The organism is Streptomyces sp. NPDC033136, from assembly GCF_055578235.1.
The window spans coordinates 39,878-61,006 of record NZ_JBVIPD010000009.1 but is presented as its reverse complement, the minus strand read 5'-3'; the positions used below and the strand labels follow the sequence as shown (position 1 = coordinate 61,006).

Annotated in this window: 14 protein-coding genes; 11 read left to right on the top strand and 3 right to left on the bottom strand. The window is 71.1% G+C overall.

The window, feature by feature from the left end:
* The first annotated feature begins 5 nt into the window (after positions 1–5).
* The 6 genes from ACZ5TL_RS18710 to ACZ5TL_RS18685 all read left to right on the top strand — a co-directional run bounded on the left by ACZ5TL_RS18710 (position 6) and on the right by ACZ5TL_RS18685 (position 9,279).
* Positions 6–1,043, top strand: a complete 1,038-nt coding sequence (locus ACZ5TL_RS18710; RefSeq protein ID WP_468590978.1) for an ABC transporter permease — start codon at positions 6–8, stop codon at positions 1,041–1,043.
* A complete protein-coding gene (locus ACZ5TL_RS18705) occupies positions 1,040–1,993 on the top strand; it encodes a carbohydrate ABC transporter permease (RefSeq protein ID WP_283970316.1) in 954 nt (317 codons plus the stop codon). Before ACZ5TL_RS18710 ends, ACZ5TL_RS18705 begins: the two co-directional genes overlap by 4 nt.
* Before the next feature lie 141 nt (positions 1,994–2,134).
* The gene (locus tag ACZ5TL_RS18700) at positions 2,135–4,354 is read left to right on the top strand and encodes a 1,4-beta-glucanase (protein WP_468590977.1); all 2,220 of its coding nucleotides are present in this window, start codon (positions 2,135–2,137) and stop codon (positions 4,352–4,354) included.
* Positions 4,354–6,333, top strand: coding sequence for a beta-galactosidase (locus ACZ5TL_RS18695; protein ID WP_468590976.1), 1,980 nt, complete (start codon positions 4,354–4,356; stop codon positions 6,331–6,333). The genes ACZ5TL_RS18700 and ACZ5TL_RS18695 overlap by 1 nt, the downstream gene beginning before the upstream one ends.
* Positions 6,330–8,528, top strand: a complete 2,199-nt coding sequence (locus tag ACZ5TL_RS18690) for a glycosyl hydrolase family 95 catalytic domain-containing protein (protein WP_468590975.1) — start codon at positions 6,330–6,332, stop codon at positions 8,526–8,528. The genes ACZ5TL_RS18695 and ACZ5TL_RS18690 overlap by 4 nt, the downstream gene beginning before the upstream one ends.
* Positions 8,529–8,565: 37 nt before the next feature.
* Positions 8,566–9,279, top strand: a complete 714-nt coding sequence (locus ACZ5TL_RS18685; RefSeq protein ID WP_468590974.1) for a glycoside hydrolase family 12 protein — start codon at positions 8,566–8,568, stop codon at positions 9,277–9,279.
* 28 nt (positions 9,280–9,307) lie between these two features.
* On the opposite strand, the gene ACZ5TL_RS18680 is transcribed toward ACZ5TL_RS18685, so the two are convergent.
* From ACZ5TL_RS18680 to ACZ5TL_RS18670, 3 genes are all read right to left on the bottom strand, one after another.
* On the bottom strand, positions 9,308–10,495 hold the full coding sequence (locus ACZ5TL_RS18680; RefSeq protein WP_468590973.1) for a sulfotransferase family protein: 1,188 nt from the start codon (positions 10,493–10,495) through the stop codon (positions 9,308–9,310).
* A gap of 108 nt (positions 10,496–10,603) precedes the next feature.
* Complete coding sequence (locus ACZ5TL_RS18675; protein WP_468590971.1) at positions 10,604–12,646, bottom strand: glycoside hydrolase family 31 protein; 2,043 nt, start codon at positions 12,644–12,646, stop codon at positions 10,604–10,606.
* 151 nt (positions 12,647–12,797) lie between these two features.
* Positions 12,798–13,811, bottom strand: a complete 1,014-nt coding sequence (locus ACZ5TL_RS18670; protein ID WP_468590970.1) for a LacI family DNA-binding transcriptional regulator — start codon at positions 13,809–13,811, stop codon at positions 12,798–12,800.
* A 346-nt stretch (positions 13,812–14,157) separates the two neighbouring features.
* On the opposite strand from ACZ5TL_RS18670, the gene ACZ5TL_RS18665 reads away from it, so the two are divergent.
* The 5 genes from ACZ5TL_RS18665 (at position 14,158) to ACZ5TL_RS18645 (ending at position 21,129) form a co-directional block, all read left to right on the top strand.
* Positions 14,158–16,098, top strand: coding sequence for an acyl-CoA dehydrogenase family protein (locus ACZ5TL_RS18665; RefSeq protein WP_468590969.1), 1,941 nt, complete (start codon positions 14,158–14,160; stop codon positions 16,096–16,098).
* Positions 16,099–16,193: 95 nt separating this feature from the next.
* Positions 16,194–17,447, top strand: a complete 1,254-nt coding sequence (gene dxr / locus ACZ5TL_RS18660; protein WP_468590968.1) for a 1-deoxy-D-xylulose-5-phosphate reductoisomerase — start codon at positions 16,194–16,196, stop codon at positions 17,445–17,447.
* 8 nt (positions 17,448–17,455) lie between these two features.
* Complete coding sequence (locus ACZ5TL_RS18655) at positions 17,456–18,748, top strand: M50 family metallopeptidase (RefSeq protein ID WP_468591228.1); 1,293 nt, start codon at positions 17,456–17,458, stop codon at positions 18,746–18,748.
* A gap of 168 nt (positions 18,749–18,916) precedes the next feature.
* Complete coding sequence (gene ispG / locus ACZ5TL_RS18650) at positions 18,917–20,074, top strand: flavodoxin-dependent (E)-4-hydroxy-3-methylbut-2-enyl-diphosphate synthase (protein ID WP_468590967.1); 1,158 nt, start codon at positions 18,917–18,919, stop codon at positions 20,072–20,074.
* A gap of 206 nt (positions 20,075–20,280) precedes the next feature.
* Complete coding sequence (locus tag ACZ5TL_RS18645; protein ID WP_468590966.1) at positions 20,281–21,129, top strand: GNAT family N-acetyltransferase; 849 nt, start codon at positions 20,281–20,283, stop codon at positions 21,127–21,129.

Sequence of the window (21,129 nt, the reverse complement as noted above, 5' to 3'; positions counted from 1 at the left end):
AGGCCGTGTCGCACAGCACGGTGCCTCGGAGTGAGACCGAGGCGCAGACCAGCGCGAAGACTCCGGAGGGGTCCGGCACCGCCGGGCCCCCGCCCCGGGGCGAGAAGGTCTCCGGGAAGCTGAGTCTCCGGCTCAGATTCAAGCGTGACCGCACGCTGCTCCTGATGACGCTGCCGGCCGTGCTGCTGGTACTGGTCTTCAACTACATACCGATCCTCGGCAACGTGGTCGCCTTCCAGGACTACGACCCGTACCTCAGCGAAAACGGCTTCGTCGCCATCTTCGAGAGCCCCTGGATCGGCGTCGAGCAGTTCGAGCGGATCTTCGCGGACTCGGCCTTCTGGCACGCGGTGCAGAACACCTTCATGTTCTTCTTCCTCCAGCTGGTGCTGTACTTCCCGATCCCGATCCTGCTCGCGCTGCTCATCAACAGTGTGGTCAGGCCCCGGGTCCGGGCGGTCGCCCAGGCGGTCATGTACCTGCCGCACTTCTTCTCCTGGGTCCTGGTCGTCACGGTCTTCATGCAGATCTTCGGCGGCGCGGGCATCATCGCGCAGACGCTCCGCCAGCACGGCTACGAGGGCTTCGACCTGATGACCAACCCGGAGGTCTTCAAGTACCTGGTCACGTTCGAGACCATCTGGAAGGACGCCGGCTGGGGCATCATCGTCTTCCTCGCCGCGCTGTCGTCCGTCTCCAACGACCTGTACGAGGCCGCCGCCATGGACGGTGCCGGGCGCTGGCGGCGCATCTGGCACATCACCCTGCCCGCCCTGCGCCCGGTGATCGCCCTGCTGCTGGTGCTGCGCGTCGGCGATGCCCTCACCGTCGGGTTCGAGCAGTTCCTGCTCCAACGGCAAGCCGTGGGACCGGGCGCCTCCGACGTCCTCGACACCTATGTGTGGTGGAACGGCATCCGCAACCAGGACTTCAGCTACGCCGCTGCCGCCGGCCTCGTCAAGGGCGTGGTGGGCCTGGCCCTGGTGCTGACCGCGAACAAGGTCGCCCATCTCATGGGCGAGCAGGGGGTGTACAAGAAATGAGTGCCGTCCTCGACAAGCCGGCCGGCGAGCAGCCGCCGGTGAAGAAGCCCAGCCCCTGGGCGGCCCCGCCCCGCCCGGCCTGGGAGGAGGAGCCGGCCAAGGCCGGGCTCGCGGGCAAGGGACTCGTCCTTGGCATCGCCTGCTTCTCGATCCTCTTCCCCCTGTGGATCGTCATCGTCACCAGTCTCCAGTCCAAGCAGACCATCGACGAGGCGGGCGGCCTGGTGGTGATCCCGAAGGGCATCACCTTCATCGCCTACCAGGAACTCCTCAGCGGCGGCCAGGTGCAGAGGGCCGCGCTGGTCAGCGTCGGTGTGACGCTGGTCGGCACGCTGTTCAGCATGACCGTCTCGGTCCTGTGCGCCTACGGCCTCTCCCGCGTCGGCTCGCTCGGCCACCGCTGGATCCTGATGGCCCTGCTCGCGACGATGTTCTTCGGCGCGGGGCTGATCCCGACCTACCTGCTGGTGCAGGCCCTCGGCCTGACCGACACCTACCTGGCGCTGATCCTGCCCAGTGCGGTGAGCGTGTTCAACATCCTGGTACTGCGCGCCTTCTTCATGAACATCTCCCAGGAACTGATCGACAGCGCCCGCATCGACGGCGCAGGCGACTGGCGCATCCTGTGGAAGATCGTGATGCCGCTCTCGCGGGCGGTCCTCGCGGTGATCGCGCTCTTCTACGCGGTCGGCTACTGGAGCGCCTGGTTCAACGCGTCGATCTACCTGACCGACCAGGACATGATGCCGCTGCAGAACGTGATGATCCAGCTGGTCCAGAAGCAGGAACGCCCGGTCGGGCTCGCCGCCCAGGTCAACACCGGAGAGCTCTCCGCCCTCGCCCTCCAGATGGCCGTCATGGTGATGGCCCTCCTGCCGGTCGCCGTCCTCTCCCCCTTCGTCCAGAAGCACTTCAAGAAGGGCATGCTCACCGGCGCGGTGAAGGGCTGACGCCCTGACGGATCACGGGCGGGGAACCGCTGTCACCGGCCGCGGGGGCGTCGTGGCTGTTCCGGCATGCGGCTCCGCCTGCCGGAACAGCCCCCCTCAGCACGCTTCACTCCCCCCTTTCCGAGAACAACGAGGTATGTCATGCGCACGTCCCACCTCAGCAGACGAGCCGTTCTCGCCGGGACCGCGGCCGCGGCCGCGCTCACCAGCGTCCCGTTCCTCCCGGCGCGCTCGTACGCCGCCGAGAGCGCGCCCGGAGCCGCCACCCCCGCCTACCGCTGGCGCACCGCGGTCATGGGCGGCACCGGCTTCGTCACCGGTGCCCTCTTCCACCCCTCGGTCCGCGGCCTCGCCTACGCCCGGACCGACATCGGCGGTGCCTACCGCTGGGACGACCGGACCGACCGGTGGATCCCGCTGACCGACCACATCGGCTGGGACGACTGGAACCTGCTCGGTGTGGAGGCCATGGCCGTCGACCCGGCCCATCCGAACCGGCTGTACCTCTCCCTCGGCACGTACGCACAGTCCTGGGCCGGCAACGGGGCGGTGCTGCGGTCCGAGGACCGGGGCGCCACCTGGAAGCGCACGGACCTCACGGTGAAGCTCGGGGCCAACGAGGACGGGCGCGGGTGCGGTGAGCGGCTGCTCGTCGACCCGTGCAACAGCGACACCCTGTGGCTCGGCACCCGGCACGACGGGCTCCTCAAGTCGACCGACCGAGGGGCCACGTGGCAGGCCGCGAGCTTCCCGGCCGCGCCGAGCGACACCGGCCAGGGCATCACGCTCCTCGTCGCCGCGGGCCGCACCGTCTACGCCGGCTGGGGCGACTCCGACGGTACCTCCGCGAACCTCTACCGAACCTCCGACGGCACCACCTGGAAGGCCGTCCCCGGGCAGCCCGGGGGCACCGCCGCCAAGGTCCCGGTGCGGGCCGCGTACGACCGGCACACGCGCGAGCTGTACGTGACGTACGCCAACGCTCCCGGCCCGAACGGGCAGTCCGACGGCAGTGTGCACAAACTGCGGACGACGAACGGGAAGTGGACCGAGGTCACTCCGGTCAAGCCCGGCGGGCCGACGAGCGACGGCGGGACCGACTCCTTCGGCTACGGCGGCGTCGCCGTCGACGCCCGTCGCCCCGGCACGGTCGTCGTCTCCACCAACAACCGCTGGTCGCTGATCGACACCCTGTACCGGAGCACCAACGGCGGCCGCACCTGGACGTCCTTGAAGGACACGGCCGTCCTCGACGTCTCCGAGACGCCGTTCCTCACGTTCGGCGCCGACAAGCCCAAGTTCGGCTGGTGGATCCAGGCCGTCGGCCTCGACCCCTACGACTCGCGGCACATCGTCTACGGCACCGGCGCGACTCTCTACGGCACGCGGGACCTGAGGAACTGGGCCCCGCAGATCCGCGGACTGGAGGAGACGTCCGTGCGCCAGCTGATCTCGCCTCCGACCGGGGAGGCACATCTGATCAGCGGGAACGGGGACATCGGCGTGATGTACCACGAGTCGCTCACGGCATCGCCCTCGCGCGGCATGGCGTCGAACCCGGTCTTCGGCTCGGCGACGGGACTCGCCCAGGCCGCGGCCAAGCCGGCGTACGTCGTCCGGTCCGGCTGGGGCGACCACGGCAACGGCGCCTACTCGAACGACGGCGGCAAGACCTGGGCGCCCTTCAAGGCACAGCCCGCCATCGCCAAGGACGCGCCGGGGCCGATCGCCGCCAACGCCGACGGCAGCGTGCTGCTGTGGTCCTTCTCGCACTGGGACGGCACCAAGTACCCGGCCCACCGCTCGGCGGACAACGGCGCCACCTGGACCGAGATCGCCTCCTACCCGAAGGGCGCCGCCCCGGTCGCGGACCCGGTCGATCCGAAGCGCTTCTACGCCTTCGACACCACCACCGGCACCCTCCACGCCAGCACCGACGGCGGCCGGACCTTCACCGCCCGGGCCACCGGCCTGAACTCGGGCGACACCGAGTTCCAGCTGGCCGCGGCGCCCGGGCGGTCCGGAGACCTGTGGCTGAGCCTCAAGGGGAACGGGCTGTACCGCTCCACCGACGGCGGTGCCACCTTCACCAAGGTCGGCAGCTGCCGGTCCTCGTACACCCTCGGCTTCGGCAAGGCCGCCGAGGGCGCCTCCTACCCGGCGGTCTACATGGTCGGCTCGACCGAGACCATCACGGCCGTGTACCGCTCCGACGACGAGGCGAAGAGCTGGGTGCGGGTCAACGACGACCAGCACCAGTGGGGCTGGATCGGCGCGGCCATCACCGGCGACCCGCGTGTCTACGGCCGGGTCTACGTCGCCACCAACGGGCGTGGCGTCCAGTACGGGGAGCCCGCCTGATGCCGGAGCGCAAAGGGCCCGGCCTGCGTGACGCCACCCGGGGCCGTCTCCTCTACGGTGGCGACTACAACCCGGAGCAGTGGCCCGAGGAGACCTGGCACGAGGACGTCCGGCTGATGAAGGCCGCCGGCGTCAACTCGGTCACCCTCGGCGTCTTCTCCTGGTCGACGCTGGAACCGGAGCCGGGCGCACGGGAGTTCGGCTGGCTGGACACGCTGATGGACCTGATGCACGCAGGCGGCATCGGCGTCGTCCTCGCCACCCCGACCTCCGCGCCCCCGCCCTGGATGGGCCGGCTGCACCCCGACACCCTGCCGGTCACCGAGGACGGCCGCACCGAGTGGTGGGGCGGCCGGCAGCACTTCTCGCACTCCAGCGCCACCTACCGGCGCTACGCCGCCGCCATCACCGAGGACCTGGCCGCCCGCTACGGCGGCCACCCGGCCCTCACCATGTGGCACATCAACAACGAGTACTGCACCTTCGACTACGGCGACGAGGCCGCGGCCGCTTTCCGCCGCTGGCTGCGGGAGAAGTACGGCACGCTCGACGCCCTCAACGAGGCCTGGGGCACCGCCTTCTGGAGCCAGGGCTACGACACCTGGGACGGCATCCTGCCGCCCCGCCTGCCGCACTACATGCGCAACCCCGGTCAGGTCCTGGACTTCCGGCGCTTCACCTCCGACATGCTCCTGGAGTGCTACACCGCCGAGCGGGACATCGTCCGCCGCCACACCCCGCACCTGCCGGTCACCAGCAACTTCATGCCGCTGTGGTTCGGGCAGGACGCGTGGCGCTGGGCGGAGGAGGAGGACGTCGTCTCCGTCGACCTCTACCCGGACCCGCGCGACCCGCTCGGCGCCCAGAGCGGTGCCCTGGTCCAGGACATGACCCGCTCCCAGGCCCGGGGACCGTGGATGCTCATGGAGCAGGCCGCCGGGCCGGTCAACTGGCGGGGCGTGAACCACCCCAAGCCGCGCGGCCTCAACCGGCTGTGGTCCCTCCAGGCCGTGGCCCGGGGCGCCGACGCCGTCTGCTACTTCCAGTGGCGGCAGTCCCGGCAGGGCGCGGAGAAGTTCCACTCCGGCATGGTCGGCCACGCCGGGGAGGAGGGCCGGACGTACCAGGAGGTCAAGCAGCTCGGCGCGGACCTGGCGCGGATCGCCCCCGAGGTGACCGGCCGGCACCTCACCGCCGGCATCGCCGTGCTGCACGACTGGCACGCCTGGTGGGCCGGTGCCCAGGACGGCCGCCTGTCCAGCCAGGTGGAGTACCCGGACGTCCTGCGCGCCTGGCACCGGGCCCTGTGGCAGGCGCACCTCACCACCGACTTCGCCCACCCCGAGCACGACCTGACGCCGTACCCGGTGGTCGTGGTGCCGCAGCTGTACGCGCTCACCGACGCGGCGATCGACAACCTCCTCGCCTACGTGCGGCAGGGCGGCACGCTGGTCTGCGGGTTCCTCACCGGCGTCGCCGACGAGGACGACCGGGTGCGCACCGGCGGCATGGACGCGCGGCTGCGGGAGCTGTTCGGCATCCGCACGCTGCACGAGTGGTGGCCGCTGGACGCGGGGGAGACCGTCGCGTGCGAGGGCTTCCGGGGCACGCTGTGGTCCGAGGAGATCGAGCCCGCCGACCCCGACGGCACGACCTGCTACAAGGGCGGCGAACTGGACGGCATGCCCGCCGTCCTGCGCAAGGGCCGGGCCTGGTACGTCTCCACGCTCCCCGAGCCCGAGGCCCTGCGCGATCTGCTGGCCCGGATCGCCGGTGACGCGGGCGTCCGGCCGGTGCTCGACGGCCTCCCCGAGCAGGTCGAGGCCGTACGCCGGGGCGAGGTGCTGTTCGTGCTCAACCACGGCCGCGAGCCGGTGACCGTCGAGGTGCCCGGCACCCACCGGGACCTGCTGACCGGGACCGATGTCACCGACCGGATCACCCTGGGCCGCTACGGGGCGGCGGTACTCCGGTCATGACCGCCTCCGCCTCCGCCCCCGTCCACGGCACCTGGGAGCCGCACCCGGCCGCCCGCTGGGAGGACGCCTTCCTGAGCGGCAACGGCCACCACGGCGCCCTCGTGTTCGGCGACCCGAACGCCGAGCGGGTCATCGTCACCCACCACGCCCTGGTCCGGCCGGGCGGCGGCGACACCCGGCCCCCGCAGCTCGCCGCCGACCTCCCCGCCCTCCAGGACCGCCTCCTGGCGGGTGACACCGCCGCCGCCGAGAGCTTCACGGACGGCCGCCCGCTCCAATGGGTGCGGCCCTTCCACCCGGCCTTCCAGGTCCGGCTGGGCCGGCCCGCCGACGCCCGTCACGACTACCGGCGCGACGTCGACTTCACCACCGGCGTGGTGAGCGCGACCTGCGCCGGCTGGACCTGCCGGGTCTTCGTCTCCCGCGCCGACGACGTGATCGTCCAGCACGTCAGCGGCCCCGGTCTCACCCTCGGCATCGACCTCGACCACCGGCTGCCCGGCGCCCCCGCCGGACTGGGCATCGGCCACGGAGCCGTCCTCACCCCCGAGGGCGCCCTGCTCAGCCTGCGCGCCCGCTACCCGGACGGCGACCGGGCCTGCACCGGCGTCACCCAGGTCACCGTCACAGGCGGCACGACGACCCTCGTGCCCCCGGCCGTGCACATCGAGGGCGCCCGGTCCGTGCTGCTGCTCACCCGGGTGCACCGGCACACCGGCGAACTCGACGTGGTCGCCGAGGGCCGAGCCCTGTGCGGCCTGCCCGCCGACTACGACGAACTCCTCGACCGCCACGTCGCCCTCCACCGCACCGCCTACCAGCGCGTCACCCTCGACCTCGCCGCCGACCCCGCCGAACGGGCCCTGCCGGGCTCGGAGCTGCTCAAGCAGCCCCGCAGCGCCGCCCTGCTGGAGCGCCTCTTCGCCGCCGGCCGCTACCACCTGCTCTCCGCGAGCGGCCTCTTCCCGCCCCGCCTGACCGGACTGTGGACCGGCGACTGGAACACCGCCTGGTCGGGCGCGTTCACCAACGACGCCAACCTCAACCTCCAGACGGCCTCCGCCGCTGCCGCCGCCCTCCCCGAGGTCACCGAGGCCCACGCGAACCTGATCGCCCGCCAGCTCCCCGACTGGCGCGACAACGCCCGCGCCGTCTTCGGTACCCGGGGCGTGGTCGCCCCCGCCCACACCGACGGCGAGTCGGGGCACGCGTACCACTACAACCGCGAGTACCCGCTGCACCTGTGGACCGCGGGCGCCGACTGGCTGCTCAAGCCGCTCGTCGACCACGACGAGACCCACGGCACCCGCGACCCGCGCACCGCCGCCGCACTCGCCGAAGTCGCCTTGTTCTACGAGGACTTCCTCACCAGGACGGACGAGAACGGCCACCTCGTCGTCGTCCCGTCCTACTCACCCGAGAACCGTCCCGCCAACGCGAGCTGGGGCACCCTCAACGCGGCCATGGATCTCTCCGCGGCCCGCCACGCCCTGCGCACGGCCGCCGCCTACCACCCGGGCCCCGACGCCGGCCGGTGGCACGCCCTCGCCGACCGGCTCCCGCCGCACCGCGTCAACGCGGACGGAGCCCTGGCCGAATGGGCCTGGCCGGGCCTGGACGACTCCTACGACCACCGCCACCTCAGCCACCTCTACGGCGTCTGGCCGCTCGACGAGATCACCCCCTACGACACCCCCGAGCTCGCGGCCGCCGCGCACCGAGCCCTCGAACTGCGCGGCGCCGAGAACGACTCCGCGCACGGCCACCTGCACCACGCGCTCATCGCGGCCCGGCTCCGGGACGGCGGCCGCGTCGCCCACGCCCTCGGCCAGGTCCTCGACGGCGACTTCTTCCACGCCTCCCTGATGAGCGCGCACTACCCGAAGCGCGACGTCTACAACGCCGACGCCGCGCACACCCTGCCCGCCGTGCTGATCGAGATGCTCGTGCAGTCGACCCCCGGCCGGCTGGTGCTGCTCCCCGCGCTGCCGGCGGCGTACCCCGGCGGCACGCTGCGCGGAGTGCGCACGCGGTTCGGTGCCGAGCTGGACCTCACCTGGAGCCCGGACGGCCGGGTGACCGCCGCTCTCCGGCCGAACCGTACCGTCCGCGTCGAACTCAGGACTTCCTCCGGTGCCGAGCCCCTCGACCTCGTCGCCGGAGAAGACCGCGTCCTCACCGTGAGGGCCCGGTAATCCCCCCGCAGTTCCCCCCACCCATGGAAGGGACACCATGGCAACACGCACACTGAGCAGGATCAGCAAGGTCCTGCTGGCCCCGGCCCTCGCGCTGGGGGCCACCATCGGCCTCGCCTCCGCCCCCGCCTCCGCCGCCGTCTGGAACTCCTGCGACCAGTGGGGCAACACGAGCCTGAACGGCTACGCGCTCTACAACAACATCTGGGGCTCCGGCGCCGGCAGCCAGTGCACCTGGGCCAACTCCGGCACCAACTGGGGAACCTGGGCCAACCACCCCAACACCGGCGGCATCAAGTCCTACCCCAACTCCAAGAAGGTGATCAACAAGACGATCACCTCCCTCTCCTCGCTCACCAGCAACTACAACGTCAGCGTCCCGTCGTCCGGCGCGTACAACACGTCGTACGACATCTGGGACACCGACTACGACTACGAGATCATGCTCTGGATGAACTACAACGGCGCCGTCGGCCCGATCGGCACCTCTCAGGGCAGGGTCACCCTCGGCGGCCACACGTGGAACGTCTACAAGGGCAGCAACGGCCACAACGAGGTCTTCTCGTTCCTGCGGACGTCCGACTCCAACTCGGGCAGCGTCAACATGCTGCCCATCCTGAAGTGGATCAAGGACACCAAGAAGTGGATGGGCAACGAGACCATCGGTGACGTGCAGTTCGGCTACGAGATCACCTCGTCGTCCGGCGGTCTGAACTTCACCACCAACAACCTGACGGTCAGCAGCAGCTGATCCAGGTCGCCGGGGCCGGCCGTGCCGTTCAGGCGCGGTCGACCTCGGCCCGCAGCGCGTTGTACTCCGCGAACGCCGACTCGACGTCCGTGCGGGACAGGCCGTAGCGGGACAGGTCGTAGGTGTGCTTGCGGGTGCCCCGGGGACGGGCGACAGCGGCCGGGAGACGGGCCGCGTCGGCCTCGGTCCAGGGGGCGCCGACGGCCGCGTAGAGCTTCGGCGCGCCGGTGGCGGGGTCGGAGCCGAGCCAGGAGTACGGGGCGTCGACCAGCTGCTCCGCGGGGATGGCGGCCCGGGCCGCGAGGCCGCGGTTCATGGCGCGGCTCAGCAGGTCCAGCCAGGTGGCGCCGATGCCCGGCAGGTCGACGGGGCGGGTGCTGACGGCCATGCCGTGCTCGATCAGGCTGCAGAAGGACGCCACGACGGTGACCGGGTCGCGATGACACCACACGATCGTCGCGTCGGGGAAGACCGTGCGCAGCGCGTCCAGGTTCTCCAGGTGCATCGGGGACTTCAGCGTCCAGCGCCGCCGCGGACGGCCGTACTGGAGCACCTGGTAGACCTGCTTGAGGTACCGGTAGTCGGCGGTGAAGTCCCGCTCGCAGTGCCAGGCCAGGTACTCCGGGATACGGGTCTGGGAGAACGGCATCAGGGCGTGCGGGAGCGCGAACGTGCACTCCTCGGGCCCCTCGGCGGCCATCGCGTGGATGTCGCGGAAGCGGGGTGCGAAGAGGTCCGTGCCCTGCACCATCCGGCGCCCGGCCGTGACCGCCCTGCGCCGCTGCCGGGGCGGCAACTCCAGGTCCGGAGCGAGCAGTTCCCACAGCAGGGGACACCGGTGCCCGTCCGAGACCGACAGCACCGAGTGCGTGACCGTGGTCGCGGTGCGCGGCAGGCCCACGACGAACACCGGCTTCTCGATGGGCTCCTGCTCGATCTCCGGATGCTCGGCGATCAGCCGCCGCACCCTGGCCCGGTTGGCCAGGTGCCGCCGGACGTGCGTCTGTGCGGCCTGCCAGCCGACCGGTGTCAGGTTCCCGGCCTTCGCCCACCAGCCCAGCAGGGCCCGGAAGTCGTCGACGAACTCCCGGTCACCGGGCGCCTCCCCGGTCTCCACCACGATGCGGTCGAAGATCCGGCCGGGGTCACGGCGGGAGCCGAAGGCGGGCCGCAGCAGCGCATTGGCGAGGGTGAGGGCGAGTGGAGACGAGGACACGCAGGAAACCTAGCCCGTCGAGATCGAGTGCGGTGGACACAAGTCGGCCGAACAGTGGAAGGGGTGGCCGGAAGACCTCCATCGATCCGGCCACCCCTTCCGGCACGGCTACTCCGCTACAGGCAGCCGCGCCCCGTCCCGCAGGAACAGCGGGATGCGGTCCAGCGGGGCGTCGACCGTCACGGCCTGCCCGCCCTCGTACCTCTCACCCGTCCACGCGTCCGTCCACTCGGCCCCCGCCGGCAGATACACCGTCCGGGCCGTGGCACCGGCCGTCAGCACCGGGGCGACCAGCAGGTCCGGGCCGAAGAGGTAGGAGTCGTCGACGCCCCAGGCCGCCTGGTCGTCCGGGAACTCCAGGAACAGCGGCCGCATCACCGGCAGGCCCTCCTCGTGGGCCGCGCGCATGACGTCCAGCACGTACGGCTTCAGCCGCTCGCGCAGCCGCAGGTACTTCTCCAGGACGGCCCCGGCCTCCTCGCCGTAGGACCACACCTCGTTCGGGCCGCCGGTCATCTCCGGGCCCAGGGGCATGCCCGGGTCGCGGAAGCCGTGCAGGCGCATCAGCGGGGACAGCGCACCGAACTGGAACCAGCGGACCATCACCTCGCGGTACGCCGGGTCGTCCGGGTCGCCGCCGTGGAAGCCGCCGATGTCGGTGTTCCACCAGGGGATGCCCGACAGGGCCGTGTTGAGGCCGGCCGCGATCTGGCGGCGCAGGGTCGGGAAGTCCGTGCCGATGTCACCGGACCACAGGGCGGCGCCGTAGCGCTGACTGCCCGCCCAGGCCGAGCGGTTGAGGCTGACGACCTCCTCCTCGCCGGTGGCGACGAGGCCCTCGTAGAACGTACGGGCGTTCTCGGCCGGGTAGATGTTGCCGACCTCCAGGCCCGGTCCCGCCCAGTAGCGCAGGTTCTCCTGGAACCCCGGCTTCAGCTCCGGCTCGCAGGCGTCCAGCCAGAACGCCGTGATGCCGTACGGGTCGAGGTAGTTCTCCTTCACCTTCGACCACACGAACTCCCGGGCGTCCGGGTTGGTGGCGTCGTAGAAGGCCACCTGGACCGTGGAGGCGACCTCCTTGTCGGGCCAGTCGGCGTGCGCCATCGGGCCGTACTGGGTGCCGATGAAATAGCCGCGCTGCTCCATGACCGGGTGGTTCTCACTCAGCGGCGAGACCGACGGCCAGACGCTCACCACCAGCTTGATGCCGAGCTCCTCCAACTCGCGCACCATGGCCGCCGGGTCCGGCCACTCCTTCGGGTCGAACTTCCACTCGCCGAGGTGCGTCCAGTGGAAGAAGTCGCAGACGATCGCCGAGATGGGCAGGCCCCGCCGCTTGTACTCCCGTGCCACCGCCATGAGTTCGTCCTGGGTGCGGTAGCGCAGCTTGCACTGCCAGAAGCCCGCCGCCCACTCAGGCAGCATCGGCGTCCGGCCGGTCACCGCGCTGTAGCGGCGCTGGGCGGCGGCCGGATCGCCCGCGGTGATCCAGTAGTCGATCTGCCGGGCCGAGTCGGCGACCCACCGCGTGCCGTTGTGCGCCAGCTCCACGCGGCCGATCGCCGGGTTGTTCCACAGCAGGGTGTAGCCGCGGCTGGAGGTCAGCACCGGAATGCCGACCTCGGCGTTGCGCTGGACCAGGTCCAGGACCAGGCCCTTCTGGTCCAGGCGCCCGTGCTGGTGCTGGCCGAGGCCGTACAGCTTCTCGTCGTCGTACGCGGCGAAGCGCTGCTCCAGGCGGCTGTAGCCGTTGCCGACGGCCGTGTAGAGGCGCGGGCCGGGCCACCAGAAGTGGGCGCGGTCCTCGGCGAGGATCTCGCCGTCGTCCTCGGTGCGCAGGAAGCGGATCAGGCCCTCGGCGTTGACCTCCACGGTGAGCGCGCCGACGGTCAGCCGGCCGCTGCCGTCCTCGATCTTCACCGTGGACGGCGTCGCGGGCGCCTCGTCGAGCAGAGCGCCCGGGAGCCCTTCGAGGACCGGGCCGCCGAGCCGGGCACGCACCCGGACCGCGTCCGGACCCCACGGCTCGATCCGGACGGTCTCCTGGCGGCCGCTCCACTCCAGCGCGCCGTCCCGCTCGCGGAACGTACCGACCGTGGGGGAGGACTGCGCCAGGCTCACCTGGGGCTGGGCTTCAGCAGGCTGATTCACGCGTGCTCCTGTGCTCCTGGAGGAGTGCAGACAGAGGTCAAGGGGGTGCCCTGAGAGGAGGGCGGGCGGTGCTTCAGGGAAAGCGGTGTTGTGGGAGAGCGGTCTTGCTGGGAGAGCGGTGGTCCAGGGCGGTGCGGCGAACAGGGGCCGCCTACGGCCGGCTCGGCGCCGGCCCCGTGCTCCCGCGTACCGTCAGCTCGGGCGCGATCAGCACGACCTCGTCGCTGCCGCGCCCCTCGAACTTGGCGACCAGGTGTTCCACGGCGTGCCGGCCCATCTCCTGCGCGGGGATGGCGACCGACGTGAGCCGCACCGAGGCCTGCATCGCCACCTGGTCGGGGCAGATGGCGACCACCGACACGTCCTCCGGCACGGCCCGGCCCTGCTGCCGCAGCAGCGCGAGCAGCGGTTCGACCGCCGACTCGTTCTGCACGATGATCCCCGAGGTGTCCGGGCGTTCGTCGAGGATCCGGGCGAGGGTCACGGCCATCGCGTCGTACCCGCCCTCGCACGGCCGGTGCAGCAGCCGCACGCCCAGCTCCCGGGCTCGGGACCGGAGCCCGTCGAGGGTGCGCTCGGCGAAGCCGGTGTGCCGCTCGTAGACGGCCGGGGCCTCCCCGATGACAGCGATGTCCTGGTGCCCCTGCTTCGCCAGGTGCTCCACGCACAGCGCGCCCGTCGCCCGGAAGTCCAGGTCGACGCAGGTCAGCCCGGCGGTGTCGGCGGGCAGCCCGATGAGCACGGCCGGCTGGTCTGTCGCGCGCAGCAACGGCAGCCGCTCGTCGTCGAGTTCGACGTCCATTAGGATCATCCCGTCGGCGAGCCCGCTCCCGGCGACGCGGCGCACCGCGTCCGGGCCCTCCTCACCGGTGAGCAGCAGCACGTCGTACCCGTGCGTGCGCGCGGAGGTCGCCACCGCGATGGCGATCTCCATCATCACGGGCACGTACATGTCCGTGCGCAGCGGGATCATCAGCGCGATGATGTTCGACTTGCTGCTGGCCAGGGCGCGGGCCCCGGCGTTCGGGTGGTACCCGAGCTCGCGGATGCTCCGCTCGACCCGCTGGCGGGTGGTCACGGAGATGGACCGCTTGCCGCTGAGGACATAGCTCACCGTGCTCGCCGAGACTCCGGCGTGCTGGGCGACCTCGGCGAGGGTGACCATCCAGCTCTCCAAGCTTTGTGAAGCGCTTCGACAGTGCGCATTGTGGATAGGGGCGGGTGAGGGTGGTTCGACAGTAGCTCCAGCGCGAGTGGGTGTCCATAGGTTGTCGAAGCGCTTCGATACCTATTTCCCTGAGTGGCGCCTGGGGCGGGGTCGCCTCCTGTCCGGCACCCTGATGCAACACCGTCGTCAGGCGCGCGGCAAGGGCCGTGCGGGCTCCGCCCCCTTCGGCTGAACGGACGCGCGAGGACTGGTGGGAGCGTCCGGTTTCGGGTACCAACGATCCAGTAGCGCCGATCGGTAACGTACGGTCCTCAACATTCCTATATGCGGCGAGGTGGCCCTCATGTCCGCTTCCACCACCCCCTCTTCCCGTCCCGCCGTCACCGAGCGGGAGGCCCGCGAGGTGGCGGAGGCCGCCCGGGAACAGCACTGGCGCAAGCCCAGCTTCGCCAAGGAGCTGTTCCTCGGCCGCTTCCGGCTCGACCTCATCCACCCCCACCCCCTGCCGGCCGGCGAGGCGGCCCAGCGCGGCGAGGAGTTCCTCGCCAAGCTCCGTGACTTCGTCGAGACGAAGGTCGACGCGGCCCTCATCGAGCGCGAGGCCCGCATCCCCGACGAGGTGATCGACGGGCTGAAGGAGCTGGGCGCCTTCGGCATGAAGATCGACACCAAGTACGGCGGTCTCGGCCTCACGCAGGTGTACTACAACAAGGCGCTCTCCCTGGCCGGGTCCGCCAGCCCCGCGATCGGTGTGCTGCTCTCCGCGCACCAGTCGATCGGCGTGCCCCAGCCGCTCAAACTGTTCGGCACGCAGGAACAGAAGGAGCGCTTCCTGCCGCGCTGTGCCCGCACGGACATCAGCGCCTTCCTGCTCACCGAGCCCGACGTCGGGTCCGACCCGGCCCGCCTCGCCACCACGGCCGTGCCCGACGGGGAGGACTACGTCCTCGACGGCGTGAAGCTGTGGACCACCAACGGCGTCGTCGCCGACCTGCTGGTCGTCATGGCCCGGGTGCCGAGGAGCGAGGGCCACAAGGGCGGCATCACCGCCTTCGTCGTGGAGACCAACGCGCCCGGTGTCACCGTCGAGAACCGCAACGCCTTCATGGGCCTGCGCGGCATCGAGAACGGCGTCACCCGCTTCCACCAGGTCCGCGTCCCCGCCGCCAACCGGGTCGGCGCGGAGGGCCAGGGCCTGAAGATCGCCCTGACCACCCTCAACACCGGGCGGCTCTCCCTGCCCGCGTCCTGTGTGGCGGCCGGCAAGTGGTGCCTGAAGATCGCCCGCGAGTGGTCGGCGGCCCGCGAGCAGTGGGGCAAGCCCATCGCGCACCACGAGGCGGTCGGCTCCAAGATCTCCTTCATCGCGGCCACCACCTTCGCCCTGGAGGCCGTGACGGACCTGGCCTCGCAGATGGCCGACGAGGACCGCAACGACATCCGCATCGAAGGCGCCCTCGCCAAGCTCTACGCCTCCGAGATGGCCTGGACGATGGCCGACGAACTCGTCCAGATCCGCGGCGGCCGCGGCTTCGAGACGGCCGAGTCCCTGCGGGCCCGCGGCGAGCGCGGCGTCCCCGCCGAGCAGGTGCTGCGCGACCTGCGCATCAACCGCATCTTCGAGGGCTCGACGGAGATCATGCATCTCCTCATCGCCCGCGAGGCCGTCGACACCCACCTCTCGGTCGCCGGCGACCTCATCGACCCCGAGAAGTCGCTCGGCGACAAGGCGAAGGCGGGCGCGAACGCGGGCGCCTTCTACGCCAAGTGGCTCCCCAAACTGGTCGCGGGCCCGGGCCGGCTCCCCACCTCCTACGGCGAGTTCAAGCACGGCGTGGACCTCTCCGGGCACCTGCGCTACGTCGAGCGCACCGCCCGCAAGCTCGCCCGCTCCACCTTCTACGCCATGTCCCGCTGGCAGGGCCGCATGGAGTCCAAGCAGGGCTTCCTCGGCCGGATCGTCGACATCGGCGCCGAGCTGTTCGCCATGAGCGCGGCCTGCGTGCGCGCCGAACTCCTGCGCAGCCAGGGCGACCACGGCCGCGAGGCCTACCAGCTCGCCGACGTCTTCTGCCGCCAGTCCCGCATCCGGATCGAAGAGCTCTTCACCCGCCTGTGGACCAACACCGACGACCTCGACCGCAAAGTCGTCAAGGGCGTCCTGTCCGGTACCTACGAGTGGCTGGAGCAGGGCATCGTCGACCCCTCGGGCGAGGGCCCCTGGATCGCGGACGCGACCCCTGGCCCGTCGAGGATGGACAACGTCCACCGGCCGATCCGGTAGACCCGGTCCTCAGGGGGCGCGGACCCATGCGGCGCGCGCCCCCATGAAGGGGATGCGCTGTCCTCACACACGAGCCTTACGGCAACAATGGAGGAATGAGCGACAGTCCAGCCCCCCTCGCCGACCCGCACCTCGTCTACGACCCGGTCGCGGGCGACGGCCCGAAGGACGTGGTGATCCTCGGGTCCACCGGGTCCATCGGCACCCAGGCCATCGACCTCGTGCTGCGCAACCCCGACCGGTTCCGGGTCACCGGCCTCTCGGCCAACGGCGGCCGGATCGCCCTGCTCGCCGAGCAGGCACACCGGCTGCGGGCGCGCACGGTCGCGGTGGCCCGCGAGGACGTCGTACCCGCCCTGCGCGAGGCGCTCACCGCGCGGTACGGCACGGACCCGCTCCCCGAGATCCTCGCCGGCCCGGACGCGGCCACCCGGCTGGCGGCGTCCGACTGCCACACCGTCCTGAACGGCATCACCGGCTCCATCGGCCTCGCCCCGACCCTGGCCGCCCTGGAGGCGGGCCGCACCCTCGCGCTCGCCAACAAGGAGTCGCTCATCGTGGGCGGCCCGCTGGTCAAGGGCCTCGCAAAGCCCGGGCAGATCATCCCGGTCGACTCCGAGCACGCCGCACTCTTCCAGGCCCTGGCAGCCGGCACCCGCGCCGACGTCCGCAAGCTGGTCGTCACCGCCTCCGGCGGCCCCTTCCGCGGCCGTACGAAGGCCGAGCTGGCGGGCGTGACGGTGGAGGACGCCCTCGCGCACCCCACCTGGGCCATGGGCCCGGTCATCACGATCAACTCCGCGACCCTCGTCAACAAGGGCCTGGAGGTCATCGAGGCGCACCTCCTCTACGACATTCCCTTCGACCGCATTGAGGTCGTCGTGCATCCCCAGTCGTATGTCCACTCGATGGTTGAGTTCACGGATGGATCGACACTGGCCCAGGCGACCCCGCCCGACATGCGCGGGCCCATCGCCATCGGCCTCGGCTGGCCCGAGCGCGTGCCCGACGCGGCGCCCACCTTCGACTGGAGCAAGGCGTCGACCTGGGAGTTCTTCCCGCTCGACAACGAGGCCTTCCCCTCGGTTAACCTCGCCCGGCACGTCGGCGAGCTCGCCGGCACCGCCCCGGCGGTGTTCAATGCGGCCAACGAGGAGTGCGTGGAGGCGTTCCGCCAGGGCGCACTGCCCTTCAACGGGATCATGGAGACCGTCACCCGGGTCGTCGAGGAGCACGGCACCCCGCGTACGGGAACCTCACTCACCGTGTCGGACGTCCTCGAAGCGGAGACCTGGGCGCGGACCCGGGCCCGGGAACTTGCGGCACAGACGGCGGAGGCCCGTGCATGACGACCCTGATGTTCATCCTCGGCATAGTCCTCTTCGGGGTCGGCCTCCTCGCCTCGATCGCGTGGCACGAGCTGGGGCATCTGTCCACCGCCAAGCTCTTCGGCATCCGCGTGCCGCAGTACATGGTCGGCTTCGGCCCCACGCTCTGGTCGCGCCACAAGGGCGAGACCGAGTACGGCGTCAAGGCCATCCCGTTCGGCGGCTACATCCGCATGATCGGCATGTTCCCGCCCGGCCCCGACGGCCGGATGGAGGCCCGCTCCACCTCCCCGTGGCGCGGCATGATCGAGGACGCCCGCACCGCCGCGTACGAGGAACTCAGGCCGGGCGACGAGAACCGCATGTTCTACACGCGCGCCCCCTGGAAGCGCGTGATCGTCATGTTCGCGGGCCCCTTCATGAACCTGGTCCTGGCGGTGGCGCTGTTCCTCACCGTCCTGATGGGCTTCGGCATCGCCCAGCAGACCACCACGGTCGGCTCCGTCTCCCAGTGCGTCATCGCGCAGAGCGAGAACCGCGACAAGTGCGAGAAGGGCGACCCGGCCGCCCCGGCCGCGGCGGCGGGCCTCAAGGCGGGCGACAAGATCGTCTCCTTCGACGGCGTCCGGACCGACGACTGGAACGAGCTGTCCGACCTCATCCGCGCCACCCCCGGCAAGGAGGTGCCGATCGTCGTCGAGCGCAAGGGCCAGGACGTCACCCTGCACGCGGAGATCGCCACCAACCAGGTCGCCAAGAAGGACTCGAGCGGCCAGATCGTCGAGGGCCAGTACGTCCAGGCCGGCTTCCTCGGCTTCAGCGCCGCCACCGGCGTCGTCAAGCAGGACTTCGGCGACTCCGTGACCTGGATGGGCGACCGGCTCGTCGACGCCGTCGACGCCCTGGCCGCCCTCCCCGGCAAGATCCCGGCCCTGTGGAACGCGGCCTTCGACGGCGCCGAGCGCGAGGCGGACTCCCCGATGGGCGTGGTCGGCGCGGCCCGCGTCGGCGGCGAGATCTTCACGCTCGACATCCCGCCGACCCAGCAGCTGGCCATGGCCCTCATGCTGGTCGCCGGCTTCAACCTCTCCCTGTTCCTGTTCAACATGCTCCCGCTGCTGCCGCTCGACGGCGGCCACATCGCGGGCGCCCTGTGGGAGTCCCTGCGCCGCAACACGGCCAAGGTGCTGCGCCGGCCGGACCCGGGCCCCTTCGACGTGGCGAAGCTCATGCCCGTCGCATACGTGGTCGCCGGGATCTTCATCTGCTTCACGATCCTGGTCCTGATCGCCGACGTGGTTAACCCGGTGAGAATCTCCTAGTCACACGGAGTTCGCGGCGGCCCGGCACGGTGTGTGGCGGGCCGCCTCCCATCGGGTGGCAACCCGAGCGGGATGTGCCCGCGCCAAGCCATGTGCCGTAATCTCGAAGCTCGGAGCCCGCTGCTCACGGGACCGGACCTTGATCCACGACTTGGGGTTGCACAGCAGATGACTGCGATTTCTCTCGGCATGCCGTCCGTTCCGACCAAGCTCGCCGAGCGCCGGAAGAGCCGCCAGATCCAGGTCGGGTCCGTGGCCGTCGGCGGGGACGCCCCGGTCTCGGTGCAGTCGATGACCACGACGCGTACGTCCGACATCGGCGCCACCCTCCAGCAGATCGCCGAACTCACCGCCTCCGGCTGCCAGATCGTCCGCGTCGCCTGCCCGACCCAGGACGACGCCGACGCCCTCGCCACCATCGCCCGCAAGTCGCAGCTCCCGGTCATCGCCGACATCCACTTCCAGCCGAAGTACGTCTTCGCCGCGATCGAGGCCGGCTGCGCGGCGGTCCGCGTCAACCCCGGCAACATCAAGCAGTTCGACGACAAGGTCAAGGAGATCGCCAAGGCGGCCCGGGACCACGGCACCCCGATCCGTATCGGCGTCAACGCGGGCTCCCTCGACAAGCGCCTCCTGCAGAAGTACGGCAAGGCGACCCCCGAGGCCCTGGTCGAGTCGGCCCTGTGGGAGGCGTCCCTCTTCGAGGAGCACGACTTCCGCGACATCAAGATCTCCGTCAAGCACAACGACCCGGTCGTGATGATCGAGGCCTACAAGCAGCTCGCCGCCCAGTGCGACTACCCGCTCCACCTCGGCGTCACCGAGGCGGGCCCCGCATTCCAGGGCACCATCAAGTCGGCCGTGGCCTTCGGCGCGCTCCTCTCCCAGGGCATCGGCGACACGATCCGCGTCTCCCTGTCGGCCCCGCCGGTCGAGGAGGTCAAGGTCGGCAACCAGATCCTGGAGTCGCTCAACCTCAAGCAGCGCGGTCTGGAGATCGTCTCCTGCCCGTCCTGCGGCCGCGCCCAGGTCGATGTCTACAAGCTGGCCGAGGAGGTCACGGCGGGTCTGACCGGCATGGACGTCCCGCTGCGCGTCGCGGTCATGGGCTGCGTCGTCAACGGCCCCGGCGAAGCCCGCGAGGCCGACCTCGGCGTCGCCTCCGGCAACGGCAAGGGCCAGATCTTCGTCAAGGGAGAGGTCATCAAGACCGTCCCCGAGTCCAAGATCGTGGAGACCCTCATCGAAGAGGCCATGAAGCTGGCCGAGCAGATGGAGAAGGACGGCGTCGCCTCCGGCGAACCGTCGGTGGCGGTAGCGGGCTGAGTCGTCCGGACTCGTCGGCCGAACCGCGCCCCTGTCTTTTCAGGGGCGCGGGGCTGTCGTCGACATGCGGCTCCGCCGCGTGGGCGGGACCAGCCACAGCAGACCCACCCGCCGGCGAACCCTTCCTCCCGAGCTCCCAGGCGCCCCGCCCCAGCAGCGCAGCTATAGTGCGGGGATCAGCCGCCCCAGTGTGTGAGGCCCCGCACGTGTTGACGCAGACCACCTCACGGGTCCTCGAACCGAGCGACCTGGACGCCGCGCTCGCCGTACTCGACCGCGAGCCGGTGGCGAACGCCTTCGTGGCGTCCCGGGTGCAGATCGCCGGCCTCGACCCCTGGCGGCTCGGCGGAGAGATGTGGGGCTGGTACGAGGACGGCATCCTGACCTCCCTCTGCTACGCCGGGGCCAACCTGGTCCCGATCTGCGCCGGCCCGCGTGCCGTCCGCGCCTTCGCCGACCGGGCCCGCCGGGCCGGCCGCCGCTGCTCCTCCATCGTCGGCCCCGCCGGTGCCACCGCCGACCTGTGGCGGCTGCTGGAGCCCCACTGGGGCCCGGCCCGCGAGGTCCGCCGCCACCAGCCGCTCATGGTCACCGACCGCCCGGCGGCCGACGTCACCCCGGACCCCTACGTCCGCCGCGTCCGCAAGGACGAGATGGAGACGATCATGCCGGCGTGCGTGGCCATGTTCACCGAGGAGGTCGGTGTCTCCCCGCTGACCGGCGACGGCGGCCTCCTCTACCAGGCCCGCGTCGCCGAACTCGTCGGCTCGGGCCGCGCCTTCGCCCGCTTCGACGCGGACGGCAAGGTCGCCTTCAAGGCGGAGATCGGCGCCGCGACGGACCGGGCCTGCCAGATCCAGGGCGTATGGGTGGCCCCCGAGTACCGGGGGACCGGTATGGCGGCCCCCGGCATGGCGGCGGTCCTCCGCTACGCCCTGGCCGACGTCGCCCCGGTCGTCAGTCTCTACGTCAACGACTTCAACACGGCGGCCCGCAAGGCGTACCAGCGGGTGGGTTTCCAAGAGGTCGGCGCCTTCATGAGCGTGCTGTTCTGA

What these genes read in the sequence shown, in the direction of transcription:
- ACZ5TL_RS18705 (WP_283970316.1), top strand. Translation starts at nt 1,040, where the DNA reads ATGAGTGCCGTCCTCGACAAGCCGGCCGGCGAGCAGCCGCCGGTGAAG.
- ACZ5TL_RS18700 (WP_468590977.1), top strand. Translation starts at nt 2,135, where the DNA reads ATGCGCACGTCCCACCTCAGCAGACGAGCCGTTCTCGCCGGGACCGCG.
- ACZ5TL_RS18695 (WP_468590976.1), top strand. Translation starts at nt 4,354, where the DNA reads ATGCCGGAGCGCAAAGGGCCCGGCCTGCGTGACGCCACCCGGGGCCGT.
- ACZ5TL_RS18690 (WP_468590975.1), top strand. Translation starts at nt 6,330, where the DNA reads ATGACCGCCTCCGCCTCCGCCCCCGTCCACGGCACCTGGGAGCCGCAC.
- ACZ5TL_RS18685 (WP_468590974.1), top strand. Translation starts at nt 8,566, where the DNA reads ATGGCAACACGCACACTGAGCAGGATCAGCAAGGTCCTGCTGGCCCCG.
- ACZ5TL_RS18670 (WP_468590970.1), bottom strand. Translation starts at nt 13,811, where the DNA reads ATGGTCACCCTCGCCGAGGTCGCCCAGCACGCCGGAGTCTCGGCGAGC.
- ACZ5TL_RS18665 (WP_468590969.1), top strand. Translation starts at nt 14,158, where the DNA reads ATGTCCGCTTCCACCACCCCCTCTTCCCGTCCCGCCGTCACCGAGCGG.
- dxr (WP_468590968.1), top strand. Translation starts at nt 16,194, where the DNA reads ATGAGCGACAGTCCAGCCCCCCTCGCCGACCCGCACCTCGTCTACGAC.
- ACZ5TL_RS18655 (WP_468591228.1), top strand. Translation starts at nt 17,456, where the DNA reads ATGTTCATCCTCGGCATAGTCCTCTTCGGGGTCGGCCTCCTCGCCTCG.
- ispG (WP_468590967.1), top strand. Translation starts at nt 18,917, where the DNA reads ATGACTGCGATTTCTCTCGGCATGCCGTCCGTTCCGACCAAGCTCGCC.